General features: G+C 64.2%; 15 protein-coding genes. 6 read left to right on the top strand and 9 right to left on the bottom strand.

Features of this window, described 5'->3' with window-relative positions:
- Positions 1-88: 88 nt before the first annotated feature.
- The 3 genes from EUV02_RS01770 to EUV02_RS01760 are packed head-to-tail and all read left to right on the top strand — an operon-like array spanning position 89 to position 5633.
- Positions 89-2581 (top strand): c-type cytochrome, encoded by a 2493-nt coding sequence (locus tag EUV02_RS01770; protein WP_135244503.1) that lies wholly within the window; start codon positions 89-91, stop codon positions 2579-2581.
- On the top strand, positions 2578-4458 hold the full coding sequence (locus EUV02_RS01765) for a GMC family oxidoreductase (RefSeq protein ID WP_135244502.1): 1881 nt from the start codon (positions 2578-2580) through the stop codon (positions 4456-4458). Before EUV02_RS01770 ends, EUV02_RS01765 begins: the two co-directional genes overlap by 4 nt.
- Positions 4455-5633, top strand: a complete 1179-nt coding sequence (locus tag EUV02_RS01760) for a catalase family protein (RefSeq protein WP_135244501.1) — start codon at positions 4455-4457, stop codon at positions 5631-5633. Before EUV02_RS01765 ends, EUV02_RS01760 begins: the two co-directional genes overlap by 4 nt.
- 40 nt (positions 5634-5673) lie before the next feature.
- On the opposite strand, the gene aguB is transcribed toward EUV02_RS01760, so the two are convergent.
- From aguB to EUV02_RS01725, 7 genes are all read right to left on the bottom strand, one after another.
- A complete protein-coding gene (gene aguB, locus EUV02_RS01755) occupies positions 5674-6537 on the bottom strand; it encodes an N-carbamoylputrescine amidase (RefSeq protein WP_135244500.1) in 864 nt (287 codons plus the stop codon).
- Positions 6538-6553: 16 nt separating this feature from the next.
- Positions 6554-6904 (bottom strand): DUF3147 family protein, encoded by a 351-nt coding sequence (locus EUV02_RS01750; protein WP_135245334.1) that lies wholly within the window; start codon positions 6902-6904, stop codon positions 6554-6556.
- On the bottom strand, positions 6904-7878 hold the full coding sequence (locus tag EUV02_RS01745; RefSeq protein WP_135244499.1) for an agmatine deiminase family protein: 975 nt from the start codon (positions 7876-7878) through the stop codon (positions 6904-6906). The genes EUV02_RS01750 and EUV02_RS01745 overlap by 1 nt, the downstream gene beginning before the upstream one ends.
- Before the next feature lie 183 nt (positions 7879-8061).
- Positions 8062-10668, bottom strand: a complete 2607-nt coding sequence (locus tag EUV02_RS01740; RefSeq protein WP_135244498.1) for a beta strand repeat-containing protein — start codon at positions 10666-10668, stop codon at positions 8062-8064.
- Positions 10669-11033: 365 nt separating this feature from the next.
- Positions 11034-12143, bottom strand: a complete 1110-nt coding sequence (locus EUV02_RS01735) for a glutathione binding-like protein (RefSeq protein WP_135244497.1) — start codon at positions 12141-12143, stop codon at positions 11034-11036.
- A gap of 3 nt (positions 12144-12146) precedes the next feature.
- A complete protein-coding gene (locus tag EUV02_RS01730; protein ID WP_135244496.1) occupies positions 12147-14810 on the bottom strand; it encodes a patatin-like phospholipase domain-containing protein in 2664 nt (887 codons plus the stop codon).
- A 29-nt stretch (positions 14811-14839) separates the two neighbouring features.
- A complete protein-coding gene (locus EUV02_RS01725) occupies positions 14840-15448 on the bottom strand; it encodes a DUF4126 domain-containing protein (RefSeq protein WP_135244495.1) in 609 nt (202 codons plus the stop codon).
- A gap of 74 nt (positions 15449-15522) precedes the next feature.
- On the opposite strand from EUV02_RS01725, the gene EUV02_RS01720 reads away from it, so the two are divergent.
- Complete coding sequence (locus EUV02_RS01720; RefSeq protein ID WP_135244494.1) at positions 15523-16329, top strand: NUDIX hydrolase; 807 nt, start codon at positions 15523-15525, stop codon at positions 16327-16329.
- Between the two features lie 13 nt (positions 16330-16342).
- Here EUV02_RS01720 and EUV02_RS01715 read toward each other — a convergent pair whose 3' ends face one another.
- A complete protein-coding gene (locus EUV02_RS01715; RefSeq protein ID WP_135244493.1) occupies positions 16343-17230 on the bottom strand; it encodes a class I mannose-6-phosphate isomerase in 888 nt (295 codons plus the stop codon).
- 328 nt (positions 17231-17558) lie between these two features.
- On the opposite strand from EUV02_RS01715, the gene EUV02_RS01710 reads away from it, so the two are divergent.
- A complete protein-coding gene (locus EUV02_RS01710) occupies positions 17559-17843 on the top strand; it encodes an EF-hand domain-containing protein (RefSeq protein ID WP_135244492.1) in 285 nt (94 codons plus the stop codon).
- Between the two features lies 1 nt (position 17844).
- Here the strand turns inward: EUV02_RS01710 and EUV02_RS01705 are convergent, their stop codons facing one another.
- Positions 17845-18357 carry a hypothetical protein gene (locus EUV02_RS01705; RefSeq protein WP_135244491.1) on the bottom strand — a complete coding sequence of 171 codons (513 nt, stop codon included), beginning with the start codon at positions 18355-18357 and terminating at the stop codon, positions 17845-17847.
- Positions 18358-18572: 215 nt separating this feature from the next.
- Between EUV02_RS01705 and uvrA the strand changes: the two genes are divergently transcribed.
- Positions 18573-21440: an excinuclease ABC subunit UvrA gene (gene uvrA, locus EUV02_RS01700; protein WP_135244490.1), complete on the top strand. Its 2868-nt coding sequence runs from the start codon at positions 18573-18575 to the stop codon at positions 21438-21440.
- Positions 21441-21638 lie beyond the last annotated feature (198 nt).

Here is a 21638-nt window from a genome sequence, read left to right as displayed (position 1 = left end):
TGCGTGCCGCGCGCAATCCTGTTGCGAAGGCGTGAAAACGCCAGTTGGTCGCGTGCTTTGTCTTGTCTTGGGTGGGAGGACCGGCGTCATGCAGCGGATTTCACAGGGGGCGCTTGCACTAGCGCTGATCGTCGCGACCGGGCTCGGCGTTACGGCGTGCAAGAAGGGCGCGGTCGAGGACGAAGCGACACAGGCCGGGTTGTCCGACGCACATTTCAAACAGGCCGACGAAGACTATTTCAAGGCGATGGATAACGGCATCGAACTGAACGACGCCGAAATCAAAGGTCGCAACATGTGGAACGTCTGGACCGGCGGCAACGACCGGTTCTGGGACACCATGTCGAAGCCGACGTTCGGTGGCTTCGACCTGCTGAAGATCGTTGCCGGCCGCCCCGGCACGCCGCATGGCCGTGAGCAGCGCTGGCAATATCTCGGGCTGATCAACGAGCCGTGCTTCACCCCCGCCGCCGGCCCCGACCCCAAGCATTTCGGGCTGTACATGGATCAGCGCAGCAGCGACTGCGCGCCCGACCCGTTCGCCGATGAAAAGAAATACCCCGGCGTCAAGATCGGCGCGCGCGGCACCAAGTTCGCCGATGGCAGCGAACTGCCCGTCGGTTCCTATTACGGCGAACCCACCGGCATCGTCGGGCTGCGGCTGTTCCCCAACCCCGAATTCGACGCCAAGGCCAAAGCGCGCTGGGACGCCAACCGCTATTACAACGACCCGACCTATTACAACGATGCCAAGCTGGTGCGCCCCTACCGCGTCGGCATGAGCTGCGGTTTCTGCCATGTCGGCCCGAGCCCGATCAATCCGCCCGCAGATCCTGCGCATCCGAAATGGGAGAACCTCAATTCGACGGTCGGCGCGCAATACATGTGGGTCGACCGGCTGTTCATGGTCGAGGCCAACCCGAAGAACTTTATGTACCAGCTGGTCATGACGTTCCGGCCGGGCGCGATGGATACCTCGCTGGTATCGACCGACAACATCAACAACCCGCGAACGATGAACGCCATCTACAACCTGCCCGAACGTCTCGACAACGCGCTGCATGTCGGCGAGGAAACGCTCCAGGGCGGCGAGCTGAACAACAAGCAATTCAACGACTTCGTCAAGACCGGCCCGCTGACGCATTTCTTCAAGCCGCCCGCCACCGTCTATTCGCCGCACGTGCTCAAGGACGGCTCGGACTCGGTCGGCGCGCTGGGCGCCTTGAACCGTGTCTATCTGAACATCGGGCTGTACTCGGAGGAGTGGCTGCGCCACTTCAACCCCGTCGTCGGCGGCAAGCCGATCACGCCGATTACCATAGCATCGGCCAACGCCAATTCAGCGTACTGGCGTGCGACGCAGAACAGCACGCCCAACACCGCACTGTTCTTCCTCAAGGCCGGGCGACCCGATGACCTGTCTGCAGCTCCCGGTGGCAAGGCCTTCTTGACGGCGGACGCTGCAACGCTCGAACGCGGTCGCAACGCCTTTGCCGATACCTGTGCGCGCTGCCATTCGAGCAAGGGCGTGGTGCCGCCGGCCAACGCGCGGCTTGGCGGCGGAGGCCCCGACTATCTCAACCGCTTCAAGGCATGGTGGGCGTTCACGCAGACGCCGGCCTACAAGGCGCAGATGCGCAGCATCGTCGCCGCGCCCGACTTCAAGCAGGGCAACTACTTCTCGACCGAAGTCCGCATCCCCGCGACGCTGCTACGTACAAACGCCTGCAGCCCACTGGCATCGAACGCCATCGCCGGCAACATCTGGAACGACTTTTCGGCGTCGACCTACAAATCGCTGCCGTCGGTCGGGTCGATCACCATCGCCGATCCGTTCACCGGTGCACGCTCGGCCTATGTGATGGCCGGCGGCGGGCGCGGCTATACGCGGCCGCCGACGCTCGTGTCGCTGTGGACCTCGGCGCCGTATCTGCTCAACAACAGCGTCGGGCCGTTCAACCAGGATCCGTCGGTCAAGGGCCGCATGGCGATGTATGACGCTGCGATCCGCCAGATGTTGTGGCCCGAAACGCGGCAGATGGATGCCGTGCTCGGTGCCAAGGTCGATGGCACCATCGACCGCACGACGACACGCAGCTGGATCTTCATCCCGCGCGGTTATGTTCCTGAGTTCATCCGCAAGCACGACGCTGCCGCCGCCAAAGCCGCGCCGCACCTGATCGACGCCAATGGCGACGTCAACCTCGGGCCGATCCCGGCCGGTGTGCCGGTCAACCTGCTGGCGAACCTGCAGCCACTGGCGGAATCGAAGAACCCGGCGGAAATCGCGCGCCATTATGACCGGTTGCTCGACCTGCTGGTGCGCATCAAGGTCGACATGGCGAAGCAGCCGAAGAACGCCACCGACGCCGAGCTGAGGGCGCACTTTGCCAACCTTGCGGCACCGATGCTGCGCTTAAGCAAATGCCCCGACTTCGTCGTCAACCGCGGGCACTATTTCGGCACGGCGAAGTTCAATGACCAGGCCGGGCTGACCGCCGACGAACGCGCCTTTGGGACCGAGCCGGTGCTCGCCGAAGCCGACAAGTTGGCGCTGGTCGAGTATCTGAAGACGCTGTGACCGACACTTCCGCCGACACCTTGGACTCTAAAGGTTTTCGGCCGGACTATATCGTCGTCGGCTCGGGTGCCGGCGGTGGCACGGTGGCGGCGCGACTGGCACAGTCGGGCATGCGCGTGCTGGTCATCGAAGCGGGCAGCGACCCCGTTAACAGCGGCACGCCGGGCATGCCCGAAGACTATCAGGTACCGGCGTTCCACGCGCAGTCGTCCGAAAACGCTGCGATGGCTTGGAACTTCGGCGTCGACCATCACGCCGACGCGGTGGAAGCCGCGCGCGACCCCAAGCGCATGGCCGACGGCCATATCCTCTATCCGCGCGCCGCCGCACTTGGCGGCTGCACCGCGCACAACGCGATGATCTTCATGGCGCCCAACGCGCAGGACTGGGACGCGATCGCCAAGGTGACCGGCGATGCGTCTTGGTCGGCCGCGCACATGGCGCGCTATTGGCAGCGCGTCGAACGCTGCCAGCACCGCAACGTCTGGCGCTGGATCTACCGCCGTACCGGCTGGAACCCGACCGGCCACGGCTTCGACGGCTGGCTCGACACGCAGGTCGCGATGCCGACCGAAGCGCTGCGCGACCGCGCGATGCTGTCGGCCATGCTGCTCAGCGCGCGCGCCGCGTTCGACGAGCTGTCGCGGTTCCGCATCAAGGCGATCATCGCCGGACTGTGGCGGCTGCTGATCGGCAAGGGCGACCCCAACGACGTCCGCGTCAACGCCCGCGAAGGCATCTGGTACGGGCCGATCTCGGCAAAGTCGAATAGCCGGCGCGGCACCCGCGAACACCTGCTCGACATCCAGCGACGCTTCCCCGACCGGCTGCACATCGAACTCGACGCGCTGGTGACGCGCGTGCTGTTCGATGCCGAAGACCGCGCCATCGGCGTCGAATATCTCAAGGGGCAACGGCTGTACGCCGCACATCCCGCACCGCATGGCGAAGCAGCCGAAACCCGGCAGGCGTTTGCGGCGCGCGAGGTCATCCTGGCGGGCGGCGCCTTCAACACGCCGCAACTGCTGATGCTGTCGGGCATCGGCCCGGCGGGCGAGTTGGCGGCGCACGGCATTGCCTGCCGCGTCGATCTGCCGGGCGTCGGGCGCAACCTGCAGGACCGCTACGAAGTCGGCGTCGTCAACCGCATGGCGAAGCCCTGGACGGCGCTCAAGGGCGCGACGTTCACGCGCGATGACCCGCTGTTCGCCGAATGGCGGCGCCACGGTCGCGGCATGTATGGCTCGAACGGCGTGTCGCTGGCGGTGACGCGGCGCTCGCACCCTGACCGGCCCGTCCCCGATATCTTCATGATGGGGCTGCTGGCACGGTTTCAGGGCTATTTTCCCGGCTATTCGCGGCTGGTGGCGACCGAGCATGATTGCCTGACCTGGGCGGTGCTGCTCGCGCACACCGCCAACCGCGCCGGCACCGTACGGCTGGCGTCGAGCGACCCGCGCGCGACCCCACAGATCCAGTTCAACTACTTCACCGAAACCAGCGACCCCGGCGGCCGCGATCTCGCTGCCGCGGTGCGCGGCGTCGAACTGGCGCGCCAGATCACCGCACCGATGCGCAAGCGCGGCCGCATCGCCGAGGAACTGGTGCCGGGACGTGACGTGCGCGGCGCCGCGCTCGCCGACTGGGTGCGCGACAACGCCTGGGGGCACCATGCCTCGTGCAGCGCCGCCATCGGACCGCGTGATGCCGGCGGCGTGCTGGGCAGCGACTTCCGTGTGCATGGCGTTCAGGGCCTGCGCGTCGTCGATGCCAGCGTCTTCCCGCGCATCCCCGGATATTTCATCGTCTCGGCCATCTATATGATCGGCGAAAAGGCCGCAGATGTGCTATTGGAGTCCGCAGGAGGTCAGCAATGATCCTCAAGCCGCTGCACGACGCGTTGACTTCGGTGCTCCACCTCGAGCGCCGCTTCGAACCGTTCTTCCGCCCGGCGCTCAATGCGCTGGTGCGCGAGCCTGTCGCGGCGCTGACCCAGCTGGCGATCAACCTGCCGCGCCCCGATCAACATCTGGCGCTCGCCGAGGAAGTCATCGACCCTGACGAGGAGGCGAGTTGCCAGGGCATGATCGACGAAATCCGCCGGCATCTGGCGCAGGACTTCGCGCCTGGCGACATGCAGCGCGGCGGCAATACCAAGACGCACGGCATCGTCCGCGCCGAGCTGGTCATCCGCGACGACCTGCCGGCGCACTGCCGCCACGGCATTTTCGCGACGCCGCGCAGCTTTCCGGCGTGGGTGCGGTTTTCGGGCCCGGGGCCGCATGTCGAGCCCGACATCAACGACGTCGGTTTCGGCAGCATCTCGATCAAGGCGATGGATGTGCCCGGCGAGAAGCTGCTCGACGACGAGAAGTTCACGCAGGACTTCACCGCCGTCGTCACCCCGACGTTCGTCACCTGCAACACCCGTGACAACGCCCGCCTGCAATATTGGAGCCGGCGCGAAATGCCGGTCTGGTACTTCCTCGATCCGCGCAACAGCCACATCCGCGACTTCATCATGCAGAGCCTGTGGAACGAAACTCAGCGCAACCCGCTCGGCGCCACATATTACTCGTGCGTGCCGTATCTGCTTGGGCCGGGCCAGGCGATGAAATACGAAATCAGGCCGCGCCAGAAGGTCGATATGCATATCGACGGGCTGCCGTTCGACCCCGATGACAATTACCTACGGCAGAACATGCAGCGCACGCTGGATGCGCAGCCGGTCGAATTTGATGTGTTCCTGCAATTACAGACCAATGCGCACGCGATGCCGATCGAAAACGCCGGGGTGCGCTGGTCGTATCGTAAATCACCGCTGATCCCTGCCGCCATCCTGAAGATTCCGGCGCAGCATTTCGATCAGCCGGCGCAGTTCGAATTCGCCAAGCGCCTGTCGTACAACCCGTGGCACGCCCACATCGCCAACCGCCCGCTCGGCAACCAGAGCCGCGCACGCCGCCGCATGTACCAGGAACTGTCGCGGTACCGCCAGGCGATGAACCACGTAGCCCACTACGAACCCGACGGCAGCGAGACGTTCGATTAGACAATCGGGTGCAGGGGTCACCCCTGCCCGCCGGAGGCCCCTAAATGTCGCTCGAAATCCGCCCGTAGAGCTCCGGCCGGCGGTCACGGAAGAAGCCGAAGGCGGCGCGATGCTTCGCCTGCAAGTCTAGGTCGAAGGTCGCGATGACCATGCCCGGCGTGTGGTCATCGAGTTCACTGACGATGTCGCCGCGCTGGTCGGCGATGAAGCTGGTCCCGTAAAACGTCTGTGCGTGCGGGGTGCCGGCTTCTTCGGTGCCGATGCGGTTGCAGGCGACGACGCCCACCACGTTCGACACGGCATGGCCGACCATGGCGCGGCGCCACATGCGGCGGGTGTCGAGGCTGGGGTCGTGCGGCTCGGTGCCGATGGCGGTGGGGAACATCAGGACTTCGGCGCCCTGCAGCATCATCGCGCGTGCGGTTTCGGGGTACCATTGGTCCCAGCAGATGCCGACGCCGATGACCCCGTGCTTCGTCGGCCAGACCTTGAAGCCGGTGTTGCCGGGGCGGAAGTAGAATTTCTCCTCATAGCCCGGGCCGTCGGGGATGTGGCTCTTACGGTAGACGCCCATGACCTGGCCTTCGTCGTCGATCATTGCGAGGCTGTTGTAGTGGTGGTGCCCGTCCTTTTCGAAAAAGCTGGTCGGGATGAAGGTGCGGGTCGTCCGCGCGACCTCGCGCATCGCCGCGACCGCAGGATGCTTGTCGACCGGCAGCGCGCGCGCGAACAGGCTCTCGTCTTCATGTCGGCAGAAGTAATGGCCTTCGAACAGTTCGGGCGGCAGGATAACCTGCGCGCCGGCAGCGGCGGCTGCGCGCACCGCAGCGGCAGTCATAGCGATATCCTTGTCGCGGTTGTCGCTGAACGCCAGTTGCAATCCGGCTACGGTGACTTGGCGCATCGCCCGACTCCTGCAGTTAAAGCGTGATGCCGAAGCGCGCCAGCACCACTACCATCGCCAGATACAGCACCATCGTCAGCACGCAACCCGCGACCAACGCCGGCGCGAAGCCGACGCCAGCGCGAAGCAGCAGCGGGATGACCAGAAACATCGGCAGCGACGGCAGCACATACCAGAATGTCGCGCCGACATGCGACGCCATCCGTACCGGGTCATGCGTGTCGCGCCACAGCCAGATCATGCCGAGTACCGACACCAGTGGCAGCGACGCCAGCAGCGCGCCGCCGGCCGGGCTGCGCCGCGCAATTTCCGACACTGCCGCAACGATGATGCCCGATACCAACGCCTTGACCGCTAGGTAGAGCATCAAAGCGGCTGTTGCTGGGTGATGCAGTGGAAGCTGCCACCGCCACTCAACACATGCAATGCCTGCAGCCCGACGACCTTGCGCGTCGGGAACAGCGCGGCGACCGCCGCGACCGCAGCGTCGCCGTAGGGGCTGCCATAGGTCGGCACGACGACGGCGCCATTGGCGATGTAGAAATTCATGTGGCTGGCCGGCACGACGTCGCCATCGACGACGACGCGCCCCGGCGAGGGAATCGTCACGACATCTAGCCCGAAATCGCGGGCGCGTTGGTGCGCGTCTTCGTAGATTTCAGCGTTGGGGTCGTCGGCACCGCTCGGCGCCGGCACGGCGAGCACGCCGGGCGCGACGAAGCGCGCGAGATTGTCGACATGGCCGTCTGTGTGGTCGCCCTCCAACCCGTCACCGAGCCAGAGCAGACGGTCGATGCCGAGGTCGCGGCGCAGGTGCGAGGCGATTTCATTGGCGTCCATGCGCGGGTTGCGGTTGGGGTTGAGCAGGCATTGTTCGGTAGTTACCGCGAGGCCCGTACCGTCGACGTCGATCGCGCCGCCCTCCAGCACCCAGTCATGTCGCGCCAGCGGCACGCCGGCGGTCGACGCGACGAACGCGGCGACCGCATCATCGCCCGGCAAGTCGTACTTGCCGCCCCAGCCATTGAAGCGGAACGCCGCGGCGGCATGGCCGACCGGCGATGACAGGAACAACGGACCGGTATCGCGCAGCCAGATGTCGCCGAAACCGAACTGGTGGAAGCCGACATTGGCCGCGCCCAGCAGGTCGCGCGCAGCGAGTTCGGCCGCCAGTCCGTTGACCAGCAGCTCGACGCGTTCACTCTCCGCGATGACGCGGACCATCGCCGCGACTTCTGCCTGTGCGGGGGCCAGATTGTCCTCCCACAGGTCGGCGGCGCTGGGGAACGCTGTCCAGCAAGCGGCGTGGAGCGCCCATTCGGCAGACTGGCGCGCGGTCATGCGGCGCCCTGGCCGCCAATGCGGCGATAGGTGTTGCAATTGGCCTTTGGCACGCGGGCTCCCTTGCGCTTGGTGACGGATGTCATACGCGAATGAATGGCAGTCCGGCGCGTGCAGCGCAAGCCGCGCGCCACCGGTGGGTGCACCGGTGGGTGCACCGGTGGCGCGCGGCCCTGCGTCAGGTCAAGCGTGGTGGTACGGCACGTGGTGGTCGGCGTTGGCGAACGGAAGCCACACTCCGTCCCGTCCACCGTCATGGCCCTGCGCAGCGGCTGCTTCGGGGACGGCGGGATCAAAAGTGCCAGCGTCCTCGGTGACCTGCTGCGCTGCCTGTGCACTATCATCGGGGAACATGTCGGTCTGATCGACACTATCATCGAGCACACTGGACAGGTCGGGCGTGTCGCTGGTGGCGAGCACCAGATCGGTTTCGGTCGCTGCCACCGACGTCAGATCGACTCCCTGCGTGTCGAGCGCCAAGACCGACATCGGCATCACCGCCGCAGCTGGCGCGACAACGCTGGTGACCGACTGGGTGAAGCTCCAATCGCTCGGGTCGACGCCACCCGTCACCGAGATGTATTCCTCGTATCCGTCCAGCCCGTCGTGGATCACCCAGAAGTTGGTGCCGGCGATATTGGTAAAGGTCGAACCCGTGCCCCAACCTCGCAGTTCGATCGAATCGCCGACTGTCGAAATGCGACCGTTGAAGTCGGTGATCGAGTCACTGTACGCCTCGCCTCGGTAGAAGATGAAGGTGTCGTTACCGGTGCCGCCGGTAAGCGTATCGGATCCGGCACCGCCGTTGATCTTGTCATCGCCGGCATTGCCGATCAGCTTGTCGTCGCCGGCGAGCCCGTTGAGCGTATCAATCGCCGCTCCGCCGCTAATAGTGTTGTTGAGTGTGTTGCCAGTACCAGTGAACGCTGCCGAGCCGGTGTAGGTCAGCACCTCAACACCAGCCGCCATTGTCCACGACGCCAAGGCGGTCTTGACCGTGTCAAAACCACCCGAATCTATGCCGGCGACGACTTCAAAGACTTTGTCGCCGGCGTTGTCGACGATGTAGATATCATCTCCCGCGCCGCCATACATCGAATCCGCGCCGGTTTTGCCGTCGAGTGTGTTGTTGAGCCCGTTTCCCCGCAACGTATTGGCGCTGGTGTTGCCAGTGGCGAACACTGCAGCGCCGGTCAGCGTCAAATTTTCGATTCCGGATTGTAGCGTCCAGTTCAGGCTGGCTTCGATGGTGTCGGTGCCGCCTGTATCGGTTATCTTCTGGCCCAGATTGTCGATGACATAGGTGTCGTTGCCAAGTCCGCCCTGCAGTGTGTCCGCACCGCCATTGCCGATAAGCCGGTCGGCACCGCCGCCGCCGATAATGATATTCGGCGCCGCGTTGCCCGCCAGCGTAGCGCTGCCGGTGCCGATAAAGGTGAGGTTTTCTAAGCCGGTCTGCAGTGTCCACGAAATCTTTGATTTGACCAGCTCGGTGCCCCCCGAATCGTAGATAACCTGCGAGAGATTATCGACGACATAGGTATCATTGCCGGTTTTGCCTTCGAGATAGTCGGCACCACCATTGCCTGTCAGCGTGTCATTGCCAGTGCTGCCGACGATGTGGTTGGCAAGCGTGTTGCCAGTGCCAACGAAATCGCCAATCCCACCTTGAAAATAAAGGTCAGAGGTTGTGGCATTGAGCGCGTAGCTGTTGTGCGCGGTGATTACCATATAGTCGATAGTAATGGTATCGCGATCAGCAGAAGACATCGTCGCGTCTTCGGCAATCATGCCGGTTTGGCGCACAAAATTGAGAAAGGTCGAACCGGTCTGGATCGAGACATTGCCGGTGTTGTCAGTGAAGTTAATGTGATCGCTGCCGGCATTGATATCAAAGCGCGGCGAATTGTTCGCCTGCGTCCCGGTGCCCGACCAGATCAGTGTGTTGTTCGATACCGTCCCGGTTACGTTTTCGAGCAGCACACCTTGACCTGTACCATCGATCAACGTGTTGCCGCTGATGACAGCATTGGTGAAGCCCATACCGGCGCCATTGTCATCGAGATAAATGCCCAGCATCGGATCGCCGGCGCCTTGGTCGAGGTAGTTGTTGGCAATTACCAGACCGGAGATCGGCGTGCCGTTGGTCCAAACATGGATACGGTCGCCGTGATCCTGGGTCCCGAATTGCCACGGATGGCTGTCCCAGGTGTGATTATTGCTGATCGTCAGGTTCGACGTAACCGAGCCGCTGATCGGCGTCGTGCGCAGGTCGTGAATGGTGTTGTTGTCGATCAGGTAGTCATGCCCGCCAGTTATGGTGATTCCCTTGGCGAATACCGAAACGTCACTATTGGTGATCGAGCAGAAGCTCGAGTTCTCGAAGTTGACCCCCTTGCCAACTGGATAGCCCAGCACATTTCCCGTCGCATCGCCTGACGCGGCGCTCGGGTCCACACCGTTGACCGACAGCCCGCCAACCACAGTCGAATTGTTGAAATTGATGTTCTGGCTCAGATAGACGCGGACGCCCTGACTGTTGCTGGTACTGGTTGCATCGGGCACGAAATTGACCGTCGTGCCTTCGAAATTCAGGCCGTTGCTGCTGACAACCTGGATGCTGGAGAACGTACCGCCAACGATGTTCACCTTCTGTGCGAAATTATACTGATATAAATACACGCCGCCATAATTGCCGGCCGCCAGCTGAATCGTCTCGCCGCCGGTGGCCGACGCGAGCGCCGACATAAGTCCGGCTGCAGTCGAAACCTGAATTGTCTGGGTTGTCATATTACGCTACCTCTTAGAAATCTGGATTGCCCTTGTTCAGTTCCGACCCCGAGGCATCAAGTCGCAGAGCAAATCAGAATAAATAGTTAACAGCACAAAAAATTAACACAGACGATGCGACTTTTTGAACGGTTGAGCGTTTCGCGCGCAAGATTTACGTGTTTCGACATGTTAAATTGGCACTCTGCTTGCTATTTTATTTCATTATTATTGATTAACGGTAAATTTTACGCTGTGGTGCGTACCTAGGTCGCTTCGTCCGCTTTAGCGATTTTTGGGTCAACGGATCGCATTTCCGGGCCCGTTCCCACGACGTAGTACCGCCAAGCCTGAGCAGGTCGCCAGACAGCCGCTTTCTTAGGCCTTCAGCTGCGCCACTGTCGGTCGCGCAATGCCGTCATCGGCGGCGCCGCGATTGGTAGTACCTGCGCAACCGCGATGCCGGCGTCTCGCGGCACTACCAACACGGCCAGCGCATCGGCACCCAGCCATGTTTCGAGCTTTGCATGATCGGATTGCGCTAACGGCGCAAAGCCGATCCGCAGCTGATCGAGGCACCAGGCATGATATGCGTTACAGCGCGTTTCGAAATCGCCGCCGTAGAAGGTGTAGCGCACCGTCTTGTCGCCGGCTGCGCAGGCAGCCGCATTGGCCGCGAGATAAGGTAGATAATCGCGCCCGATCAGCGCCAGCAATGGTGCGAGGTCAGCGGGAACAGTTTCCAGCGCCGGCGCATCGGCGAAATCGTCCGGTGAAATCGCCCAGAGCCTCGTCACCCAGGCCAGCACATGCGGCGCGCGGTCGCGCATGATTTGTGCCGGTGTCGGGTCGCAGAAGAAATGCCGGAACATCGACGCGAACAGCCCGAAATCTGCCTCGCACGGCCGCGCGCCCATAATGAAGTCGCGCGTCGCCAGCACCGGCTCGAGGACGGCGAGGGAATCGAGATACAGCGCCTCGACCGCAGCACTATTTGCCGCCGTCACACCCTCGCCGCGCAGATAATGGTGTCGCTGGCGGCGCAGGATGAATTGCCGGCGTAGTGCCAGCGGCAGCTTGATATCGCGCAGCATCCCCGCCGCGATGCGCCCGCTCATCAGCCGTGCATCGTCCGGCTTGGCCCAGCGATAATAGAGCGCCGGCCGCCACAGCGCCTCGTCACCGAAATCCTCGATCAGCCGACTGACGAACCCCACCAGCGCGTTTTCAGGGGCAATGCGCGGTTCCGGATACTGCGCCTCGATCCAGCCCATGGACGGCGTCGTATCGGTCAGCCAGCGGCCGTCACCCAGTTCGATCTGCGGCATCTGCCGGACACCCGTGGCAAGCGCGCAGGCGGCAAAGCCCGCCGTGTCCATTTCAACGAGCTTATAGGCGATGCCCTTGGCGCGCAGATAGGCTTCGATCTTGCCGGTGAAATACGACAGGTCGAGCCCGTGGACGCGCCACGGCGCGCCCGGCTGCGCAGGTATCATCACTCAAAAGTGCCGCTTGAACTGTGCCGGATGCCACCCCGTTTCCGACGCCGCAAACACCCGCTCGCCGCTCAGTCGCCCGAGGCGGAAATAGCTTTCCCACTGCGCCTCGTCGAAGAACTGGTCGATCGTCGGTTCATTTGGGAAAATCGGGTTGCGGTAGTGGTAGCTCAGCACGTCGAGAGGCGCGTAACCGGCCAGCCGCGGCTTGACCACCACCAGCGTACCGCCGCTGCCGTCCTGATAGGTAATCCGCGCCAGCATCGCCACCGCCGAGCTGACACCGTCATCATCGCCGGCGAGCTTGGGCAGCGCACGGAAGGCGCTGCGCAGCGTCTTGTCATGGCCGACCGCCGCATCGAGCCCAGCGTCGTCTTCAAAGACGATTTCGGCGCCGAAATCGACGCGCGCCTTGCGCACAAGATTGGCGAGGTCGTCGAAAATCCGCGCGCTGTCCTCTCCATTGTCGGACACCACGATAAACGGCAGCTTGCGGCGTATCAGTTCATAGACCGCAGTGTTTTCGAAATGCCCGCCGTCGGTCAGATACCAGCGCTGGCGGTCCGAGCCGTGGAAAGTGCCGGTAAATTCGCCGAGCAGGTAGATCTGGATGACCCAGGGTTTGTGCGCGACGAATGCCTGCCAGCCGGCAAGCAAATAGCGCGGCCATTTGTGCACTTCGGTGAGCAGCTTGAACGGCTTTTTCAATGCCGCGCCGATGACTTCGCCCGGCGGGTTGCGCGTACGGTTCCACCAATAGCCGAGCCGGATGTTCGCCAGTCCCGCCAGCATCGCCATACCGATGCTGGTCTGTGCGCCCAACCCGGTCGAGAACGCCGCGCCCGAAATTGCCACCCATGCCGACATCGCGATCGGCTCGCCTGGCGGGTTAGCAGGGAACCCTTTGTCGAGCGCTTCGAGCGCCGCGGTTTCGGCCGTGCTGGCATATTCGGGCGGCGATGTATGGACGCGCAGCAGCCGGTCATAGGTACCGCGCGTGGTGATGATGCCCGCCGGCGACAGCACCAGATTGCGGCCGTGACGGTCGCGCTGGACAAGGTTCGAACCTTCGCTCGCCGTCTCGTTGAGCGTGATGTTGATCAGGTGCAGCGGCGCGGCGTCAGCGCCGTAATAGTCGCTGATGCGGATTTCGTCGTTGCGCTCGGCCTTGTCGACGCCCATTTCGCGGCCATCGAAGCGGTTGCGGTTGCTGCCGCCGAGGTAAGCGCGCCGCAACCGCGAGGCGTAGAAGGTCGATAGCGACGACAGGTTGAGGAACGCCGCAACATAGCCGAGCAACAGGTTGAGCAGCACTGTCAGTCCAATCAGCCACAGCAGCCCGGTGCGCCCCGTCGGCAGCCCCGGCAGCGCGCCGTCATAAACCCGCCACGCCACCGTATAGGCCGCAATCGACCAGAACAGGGCGACGAACAGCACCAACAACACCGAGATCAGCGCTGTTGCGGCTTTGAGCCCCATGGCCTTCAGCCGGTCGATGATCGATTTGGGGTCGACCGGCCCAACCTGCTTGAGCAGCCAGCGTGCCGTCGGGACCAGCACCGCCGCCGCGAATGGCGACAACCTTATGGCATCACCCAGGCTGGTGTTCCAGCCGCCCGTCGCCGCTGTCTTCGCGAGCATTTGCCACAAGAAAATCGCTACCGAATCGATGATGCCGACCGCCAGCAGCACCAGCGCCCAGCGCACCAGCCGCGCTTGCAACCCGGTCAGGTCCTGCCGCACCAGATCCCAGGCGCGCGCCAGTTCGAATTGCGCGCGTGGTCCCTTTGGCGTTGCCGCGCGCAGCCGGTGAAATGTCACCATCGCCCAGAGTGCGAACGCCAAAAACGCCATCACGGCGATCACCAGCCCGGCCTTCGGATGCGTCTGCATGTGGCGCCAGACATAACAGGCTGTCCAGCCAACCAATGCTGTCCCTCCAAGCGCCGGCCAAGGTAGCGCCCAACGGCTCAACGCCTCGCGGCGCGTCAGCCAGTATGACCAGCTGGCAATCACCGCTCCCATCGCCGGCACCAGCGCCATTACGACGAACGGACTGAGCGCTTCTGTGTCGGGTAGCGGCAATGCCCAGCCAGCGAGTGCCTGCACGGGGCCAAATAATGCCGAGCCGAACGCCAGCCTTAGCGCCACCGCTACCAGCGCCACCAGAAACAGCGCCGCGCCGATCACCAGCTGCACGCCGAACCAGTTGCGCACCAGCAAGGTCAATGCATACAGAAAATCTCCCGCGCCGGTTGGCGCGAGATAATTGCCTGAATCGCGCAGCCACGCGATCGAGCGCCGCACCTGCAGCTTGCCGAGCGGATCGACACCGTCGGCAGCCACACCCTCGAGCATGCCGGGTTGACCGTCGCGGCGCGCATAGAGCCCGCCGATAAAGCTGCCGATGTAGCTACCGCCCGACACTGTCGAGAGATAATCGAAACGGTGCAACAGCCCGAGCCGCGACAGTGTCCGCATCAGGCCAAGGCTGAACGTCGCGCTGCGGATGCCGCCGCCCGACAGCGCCAGCGCCGACATATCGACATCGGGCGCGCGGGCATCACCCTGGGCGGCACGACGCCGGGCGATACGCGACAGTTCATAGGCGCGCAGTGCCGCCAGCTTGTCGGCTTCGCTCGGTTCGTACTTGCGTGCCTGCGGCATCAATGCCCCCTTTGATCACCGGCGCCTGTCTAAAGATTCCGGTCGCCCCAATCGTTCCAGCGCTTCCACAACGGCCGTAGCTTGCGCCAACTCCACCATGCGAGCAACACCACGCCGGCTAGCAGCAGCGCCGCCACCATCGCCGCCTCCTGCGGATGTGCGAGCACGACATATAGTGCGCCCGCGGTGACGCCGTCCTCGGTGGTCGAGGTGACAATGTTGCTCACCGGCTCGGGGCTGAGATTGATCATCGCGCGGCCGCCGGCCTTGGCGGCATGGCTGGCGAGCGCCGCACCGCCGCCGAGCAGCAGCGTCACGATCTGCAGGCTGGTATTGCTCGGATCGACCACGGCGAGCGCCAGCATCGCGCCGCCAACGGGTCGCACCAGCGTATGAATGGTGTCCCAGATGCTATCGACCCACGCGACCTTGTCGGCGAAGAATTCCGCGATCAGGCCTACCGCCGCCGCGCCAATCACCCACCAACTCGCCAACGCATCTAGCGCATGAAAGTTCTCGGGCAACGGCAACACGCCGAATCGCATCGCCAGCCCGCAGGCGAAAACACAGGCGTACAGGCGCCAGCCGGCCAACAGGCTCAGGCTGGTCGCAACACCGATGACTTCGACTGCCCCCATCTTGCAGATCCCCGTTTGCACCGGAATGATACGCGCGCTTGGCAAGTTCGCCAACTGCGTCCTAAGGTGGTTGCATGTCCGATGAAAAACCCGCCGCTGCCGCGCAGCCTGCCGCCACCGTCGTCCTGCTGCGTGCAGGCAAAGACGCCCCCGAAATCCTGCTCGTCGAGCGTGCCCGCAGCATGGGCTTTGCCGGCGGCATGTACGTCTTCCCCGGCGGCAAGGTCGATGACGGCGACCTCGCAATCGCGCGCAACCCGAAGTGGACGCGCGGGTTCGACGGGCTATCGGATGCCGACGCCGCGGGCCGCGTCGCCTCCGCACGCGAGACGTTCGAGGAAGCCGGCGTACTGCTCTCCGATGGTCCGGCACTCGACGCCGCGACGCGCGCCGAATGGCGCCGACGCCTCAACCTGGCGAACGACCATGACGAATCGAAGCGCTACGCGGAAATTCTCGAAGCCACCGGCCATGTCCTCGATGCAGCGGCGCTGCTGCCATTCTCGCACTGGATCCCGCCGATGGCGCATGGTGTCGCCAAGCGTTTCGACACGCTGTTCTACATCGCTCGCTTACCCGACGGCGAGGTCATGACGCCCGACGGCCGCGAAGCGGTAACCGCGCACTGGTCGACGGCGGCGGCGGCACTTGCGCGCGCCGATGCCAAGGAAATTGGCGTAATCTTCCCGACGCGCCGCAACCTCGAACGACTGGCGCAATACCCGACCGTCGAGGCGCTGTGGGCGGGAACGGCGGCACGCAAACTGCAGCTCATCCAGCCCGAAATCGTCAAACGCGACGACGGCATGTTCCTGACCATCCCGACAGGTGCCGACTATCCGATTACCGAAGAAAAGATGGAAAGCGCGATGCGGGGCTGAGACCAGAGCGCGGCTAGGCTACGGCGCGCGCCTGGATCTGCTGCCAGGCCACGTCGACCGCGCAGTCTCCGGGATAGGCCAGCACGAGGTCGGCTTCGCCTTCAAAATGCCACTGCGCGGCGCCGGTGTGGAACCACACTTCGCCGGGGATGAATGCGGCGTCGTCGACCGTGCCGCTACCCGCCACGGCAGCGACCCAGACCGGCCGTTCGCGACTACCGCAGATGCGCCCCGTGCCATGTGCGCGGACGCGCTCGACCACGAAGTTCGGCCCCTCGACAAACGCCGTCCGCCCGGCCCCCATCGCGCGCGGCGACGTTGCCGGCTGCCAGACTTCACACTTGGCGACCGCCAGAGCAGGCCCCAGATGGAGATCGCGCGGGACGCCATGATCAAGCCGGCCATAGTCATACAGGCGGTAGGTCAGGTCGAGATTCTGCTGGACTTCGATCAACACCACCCCGGCACCGATGGCATGGATAGTGCCGGCCTGTGCCAGCATCACATCGCCGGCGTATACGGGGCGCGAATCGAGCAGCTTCTCGATCGAGCCATCAAGCGCTGCAGCCGCGAGCACTTCGGCACTGACCGGCGCCGTCAGGCCCAAGCCAATGCGTGCGCCGGGCTCGGCCGACAGCACGACCCATGCCTCATCCTTGCCGCGCGGCAGGCCAAGCGATGTCGCGGTAGGGGCATCGGGATGAACCTGCACCGACAGCGCCTCGGAAGTGAACAATACCTTGATCAGTAGTTCCGGGTCGGCAGGTAGCCCGTGGCCGACATCAAAAATGATCTCACCGACCGGCTCCGTCGTCGGCGGTAGGCCGTCGGACCACGGCGTCAGATCGCGGCGGCCCCAAGGCTTGTGCACATAGCGTGGTTGGAGGCGCGTCGCAGTCATCTTGTCCTTCTTCGTACCATCCTGAACCATGGATGGCAGCGATCCCTTGCTGCGCGCAGACTCGATGGCGTTTACAATCGCACATCCAGTCCGCCCGTATTCCTGCCATGTGCTAGTGACAGCGCCATTACCGACCGAGCCTCAGCCTAAGGTTTCCATAGCCGCCGAAGCGCCGTCGTGCCACCCCCGAAACTGCCACATTGGTGGCTTTCATCGGCCAAATGCCCTGATTTCAGGGTCGAGTTGAAGTGCGCGAGGGAAAAGTGCAGCATCGGCGTAATGTTTTTACGTGCGGGCCATAAAGTCCGCCGCAACGGGGAGAATGACAATGAAGAACGCCACTTTGGTCGCTGCAATGCTTGCCGTCACGCTAACCGCCACCGCCTCGCCCGCGCTCGCCAAAAAGCGCCCGATCGTCGCTGCCACGGTCAAAACCATCCAGAAAGTCGACACCGACAACAGCCGGACGATCAGCGCCAGCGAGTTCAGTGCGGCCGGTGGCGCCGACACGACCTTCGCCAAGATCGACGCCAACGCCAACGGCCAGATCGGCTTTTTCGAGCTACTGATGGCCTATGTCTACAAGGCCCTCGCCGCGCGCGCCGGCAACTGACTTACTGCAGCGCGGCCGGCAGTGGTGCGGCCGGCGGCGCACAGCGCTTGGCCTGGCCCAGCCCCTTCAGGAAGCCACGCCGGATCGAGCCAGCATAGACCGCCGTCTGCGCGTGCTTCTGCGCCGCCGCCGCACCCGAAATCTGGCGGATCAGCCCGGTGCCGGGAATGAACATGCTCACCGCCGACTGGCCCGCCGCCATCGCCAGCTCGGTGCCGGTGTTGTCGCTGCTCGGCGGCGGCGGTGCATCGACGTCAGGACCAAGCACCGCATTGAGCGCCTGTACACTCGCCGTCAGCTGCGCGCAATTCGCCGTGCCCTGCAGCGTATAGGGCCGCTTGATGGCATCTTCGAGGATCTGCGGCACCTGCTTGGGGTTGGCATTGACCAGGCTCGTGGTTGAATCGACCGCCGAATTGACCGCCGAACCCACCATATTGCCGACGCTCGATTGCGCCGACGCAGCGCCCGCCAGCATCAGCACCACAGGCACTGCCAAAGTTTTCAACCGCATAGCCATATCCCTTGTTTCGCAACGGCAGCAACTGCTGCACACCCGTCCGCCGCCACTTTGGAAGATTTGGCGCGCCGCCGCAATCGCCGACACTGGCTGATGCATGCGGCGATGTCGCGCGGTTGCGGTCGCCCCGTCGAACCCCTATTTCGGAAACCACATTCCCGCACCTCCGCGCGCTTGCCAAAAGCGAACAAATCTGGAACAAACCACCCATGCTGACTCACATTCAGGTGCGCGGCGCGCGCGAACACAACCTCAAGTCGGTCGATATCGACCTGCCCCGCGACAAGCTGGTCGTCATCACCGGCCTGTCCGGCAGCGGCAAGTCGTCCCTCGCGTTCGACACCATCTACGCCGAGGGCCAGCGCCGCTACGTCGAATCGCTGAGCGCTTATGCCCGCCAATTCCTCGAACTGATGCAGAAGCCCGATGTCGATCATATCGAAGGCCTGTCGCCCGCCATCAGCATCGAACAGAAGACCACGTCGAAGAACCCGCGCTCGACGGTCGGCACCGTCACCGAAATCTACGACTACATGCGGCTGCTGTGGGCGCGCGTCGGCACCCCCTATTCGCCGACCACCGGCCTGCCGATCACCGCGCAGACCGTCAGCCAGATGGTCGACCGCGTCATGGCGCTCCCCGAAGGCACCCGGCTTTACCTGCTCGCCCCCATCGTGCGCGGCCGCAAGGGCGAATACCGCAAGGAACTCGCGACGCTGAAGAAGGACGGCTACCAGCGCGTCAAGGTCGATGGCGCCTTCTACGACATCGATGACGCCCCCGTGCTCGACAAGAAATACAAGCATGACATCGACGTCGTCGTCGATCGCATCGTCGTCAAGGAAGGCCTCGGCGGCCGCCTCGCCGAAAGCTTCGAAGCCGCATTGAAGCTCGCCGAAGGCCTCGCCATCGCCGAATTCGCCGACGCCCCCGAAGGCGAAACCCCCGAACGCATCACCTTCTCCGAAAAATTCGCCTGCCCCGTCTCCGGCTTCACCATCGCCGAAATCGAACCGCGGCTGTTCTCCTTCAACGCCCCGCAAGGCGCTTGCCCCGCCTGCGACGGCCTCGGCGACAAGCTCTACTTCGACCCCGCGCTCATCGTCCCCAACGAAAGCCTGACCATCGCGCAGGGCGCCGTCATGCCGTGGGCGAAATCCAACCCGCCCTCGCCCTATTATATGCAGGTGCTCGCCAGCGTCGGCCGCGCCTATGACTTCAGCCTCAAAACCGCGTGGCGCGACCTCACGCCCGAACAGCAGCACGCCATCCTCCACGGCACTGGCGGCAAGGCCATCCCGCTGACCTTCACCGACGGCCGCAAGTCGTACGACGTCATCAAGGCGTTCGACGGCGTCATCGCCAACCTCGACAAGCGCTTCCGCGCCACCGAATCCGCCTGGATGCGCGAGGAACTCAGCCGCTACCAGTCGTCGGCCCCCTGCGAAACCTGCCACGGCGACCGCCTCAAGCCCGAAGCGCTCGCGGTCAAAATCGCCGGTGAGACCATCGCCGACGCCGTCCGCCGCCCCGTCTCACAAGCCTACCCCTGGGCCCGCGACCTCGCCGAAAAGCTCACCCCCAAGGAGCGCCAGATCGGCGAGCGCGTCCTCAAGGAAATCGTCGAACGCCTCGGCTTCCTCAACAACGTCGGCCTCGAATACCTCAACCTCGATCGCAAATCAGGGACGCTGTCCGGCGGCGAAAGCCAGCGCATCCGTCTCGCCTCGCAAATCGGCTCGGGCCTGTCGGGCGTGCTCTACGTGCTCGACGAACCCAGCATCGGGCTGCATCAACGCGACAACGACCGCCTCCTCCTCACCCTCAAGCGCCTGCGCGACCTCGGCAACACCGTGCTGGTCGTCGAACATGACGAGGACGCCATCCGCGCCGCCGACTATGTCGTCGACATGGGCCCCGGCGCCGGCGTCCACGGCGGCCATGTCGTCGCGCAAGGCTCGGTCGCCGACATCATCGCCACGCCCGGCAGCGTCACCGGCGATTACCTGTCGGGCCGTCGCGCCGTCCCCGTCCCGCTCATCCGCCGCAAGGGCAGCGGCAAGAAGCTGACGGTCAAGGGCGCACGCTCGAACAACCTGCAGAACGTCACCGCCAGCATCCCGCTCGGCACCTTCACCTGCATCACCGGTGTCTCGGGCAGCGGCAAATCGACCTTCACCATCGATACGCTCTACGCCGCCGCGGCGCGTGAGCTCAACGGCGCGCGCCTGCTGGCCGGCGCGCATGACAGCGTCGAGGGGCTGCAACACCTCGACAAGGTCATCGACATCGACCAGTCGCCGATCGGCCGCACCCCGCGCTCGAACCCCGCCACCTACACCGGCGCCTTCACCAACATCCGCGACTGGTTCGCCGGGCTGCCCGAGTCACTGGCGCGCGGCTACAAACCCGGCCGCTTCAGCTTCAACGTCAAGGGCGGCCGCTGCGAAGCCTGCACCGGCGACGGGCTGATCAAGATCGAAATGCACTTCCTCCCCGATGTCTACGTCACCTGCGACGTCTGCCACGGCCACCGCTACAACCGCGAAACGCTCGAAGTGAAGTTCAAGGGCATGAGCATCGCCGACGTGCTCGACATGACCGTCGAAGACGGCGTCGAATTCTTCAAGGCCGTCCCGCCGATCCGCGACAAGCTCGCCATGCTCCACGAAGTCGGCCTCGGCTACGTCAAGATCGGCCAGCAAGCCACCACGCTGTCGGGCGGCGAGGCGCAGCGCGTCAAACTCGCCAAGGAACTCGCCCGCCGCGCCACCGGCAGCACGCTGTATATATTGGACGAACCCACCACCGGCCTGCACTTCGAAGACGTCCGCAAACTGCTGGAGGTCCTCCACGCGCTCGTCGACCAGGGCAACACCGTCGTCGTCATCGAACATAATCTGGAGGTCATCAAAACCGCCGACTGGATCATCGACCTTGGACCCGACGGCGGGGATAAGGGCGGGGAGATTGTCGCGACGGGGACGCCGGAGCAGGTGGCGGCGAGTGCGCGGAGCTGGACGGGGGGGTATTTGAAGGCGCTGTTGGAAGCGCCCAAAGCCCAAGCCACCGCCTGACCCCATCAACCCCCTCCCTGCCAAGGGAGGGGCGACTCGCCATAGGCGAGCGGGGGTGGGCACTTCGCCACGTACCAAGACCGAAGCCAAGAGCCTCCGGCGGGCAGGCGTGACGCCTGCACCCGATTGAAGCGCGCCGCCCTCTTGCCCCTCTCCCCTCGAGGGAGAGGGCGACTCGCGCCCCAGCGCGGCGGGGTG

Origin of the sequence: Glacieibacterium arshaanense (assembly GCF_004681125.1) — a bacterium.
In the GTDB taxonomy this organism is placed as follows: Bacteria; Pseudomonadota; Alphaproteobacteria; order Sphingomonadales; family Sphingomonadaceae; genus Polymorphobacter_A; species Polymorphobacter_A arshaanense.
Note: the sequence above shows the minus strand (reverse complement) of the source record. Positions and strands in the feature narration are given on the sequence as shown.

What these genes read in the sequence shown, in the direction of transcription:
- aguB (WP_135244500.1), bottom strand. Translation starts at nt 6,537, where the DNA reads ATGCGCCAAGTCACCGTAGCCGGATTGCAACTGGCGTTCAGCGACAAC.
- uvrA (WP_135244490.1), top strand. Translation starts at nt 18,573, where the DNA reads ATGCTGACTCACATTCAGGTGCGCGGCGCGCGCGAACACAACCTCAAG.
- EUV02_RS01760 (WP_135244501.1), top strand. Translation starts at nt 4,455, where the DNA reads ATGATCCTCAAGCCGCTGCACGACGCGTTGACTTCGGTGCTCCACCTC.
- EUV02_RS01705 (WP_135244491.1), bottom strand. Translation starts at nt 18,357, where the DNA reads ATGCGGTTGAAAACTTTGGCAGTGCCTGTGGTGCTGATGCTGGCGGGC.
- EUV02_RS01715 (WP_135244493.1), bottom strand. Translation starts at nt 17,230, where the DNA reads ATGACTGCGACGCGCCTCCAACCACGCTATGTGCACAAGCCTTGGGGC.
- EUV02_RS01735 (WP_135244497.1), bottom strand. Translation starts at nt 12,143, where the DNA reads ATGATACCTGCGCAGCCGGGCGCGCCGTGGCGCGTCCACGGGCTCGAC.
- EUV02_RS01710 (WP_135244492.1), top strand. Translation starts at nt 17,559, where the DNA reads ATGAAGAACGCCACTTTGGTCGCTGCAATGCTTGCCGTCACGCTAACC.
- EUV02_RS01750 (WP_135245334.1), bottom strand. Translation starts at nt 6,904, where the DNA reads ATGCTCTACCTAGCGGTCAAGGCGTTGGTATCGGGCATCATCGTTGCG.
- EUV02_RS01745 (WP_135244499.1), bottom strand. Translation starts at nt 7,878, where the DNA reads ATGACCGCGCGCCAGTCTGCCGAATGGGCGCTCCACGCCGCTTGCTGG.
- EUV02_RS01740 (WP_135244498.1), bottom strand. Translation starts at nt 10,668, where the DNA reads ATGACAACCCAGACAATTCAGGTTTCGACTGCAGCCGGACTTATGTCG.
- EUV02_RS01720 (WP_135244494.1), top strand. Translation starts at nt 15,523, where the DNA reads ATGTCCGATGAAAAACCCGCCGCTGCCGCGCAGCCTGCCGCCACCGTC.
- EUV02_RS01730 (WP_135244496.1), bottom strand. Translation starts at nt 14,810, where the DNA reads ATGCCGCAGGCACGCAAGTACGAACCGAGCGAAGCCGACAAGCTGGCG.
- EUV02_RS01770 (WP_135244503.1), top strand. Translation starts at nt 89, where the DNA reads ATGCAGCGGATTTCACAGGGGGCGCTTGCACTAGCGCTGATCGTCGCG.
- EUV02_RS01725 (WP_135244495.1), bottom strand. Translation starts at nt 15,448, where the DNA reads ATGGGGGCAGTCGAAGTCATCGGTGTTGCGACCAGCCTGAGCCTGTTG.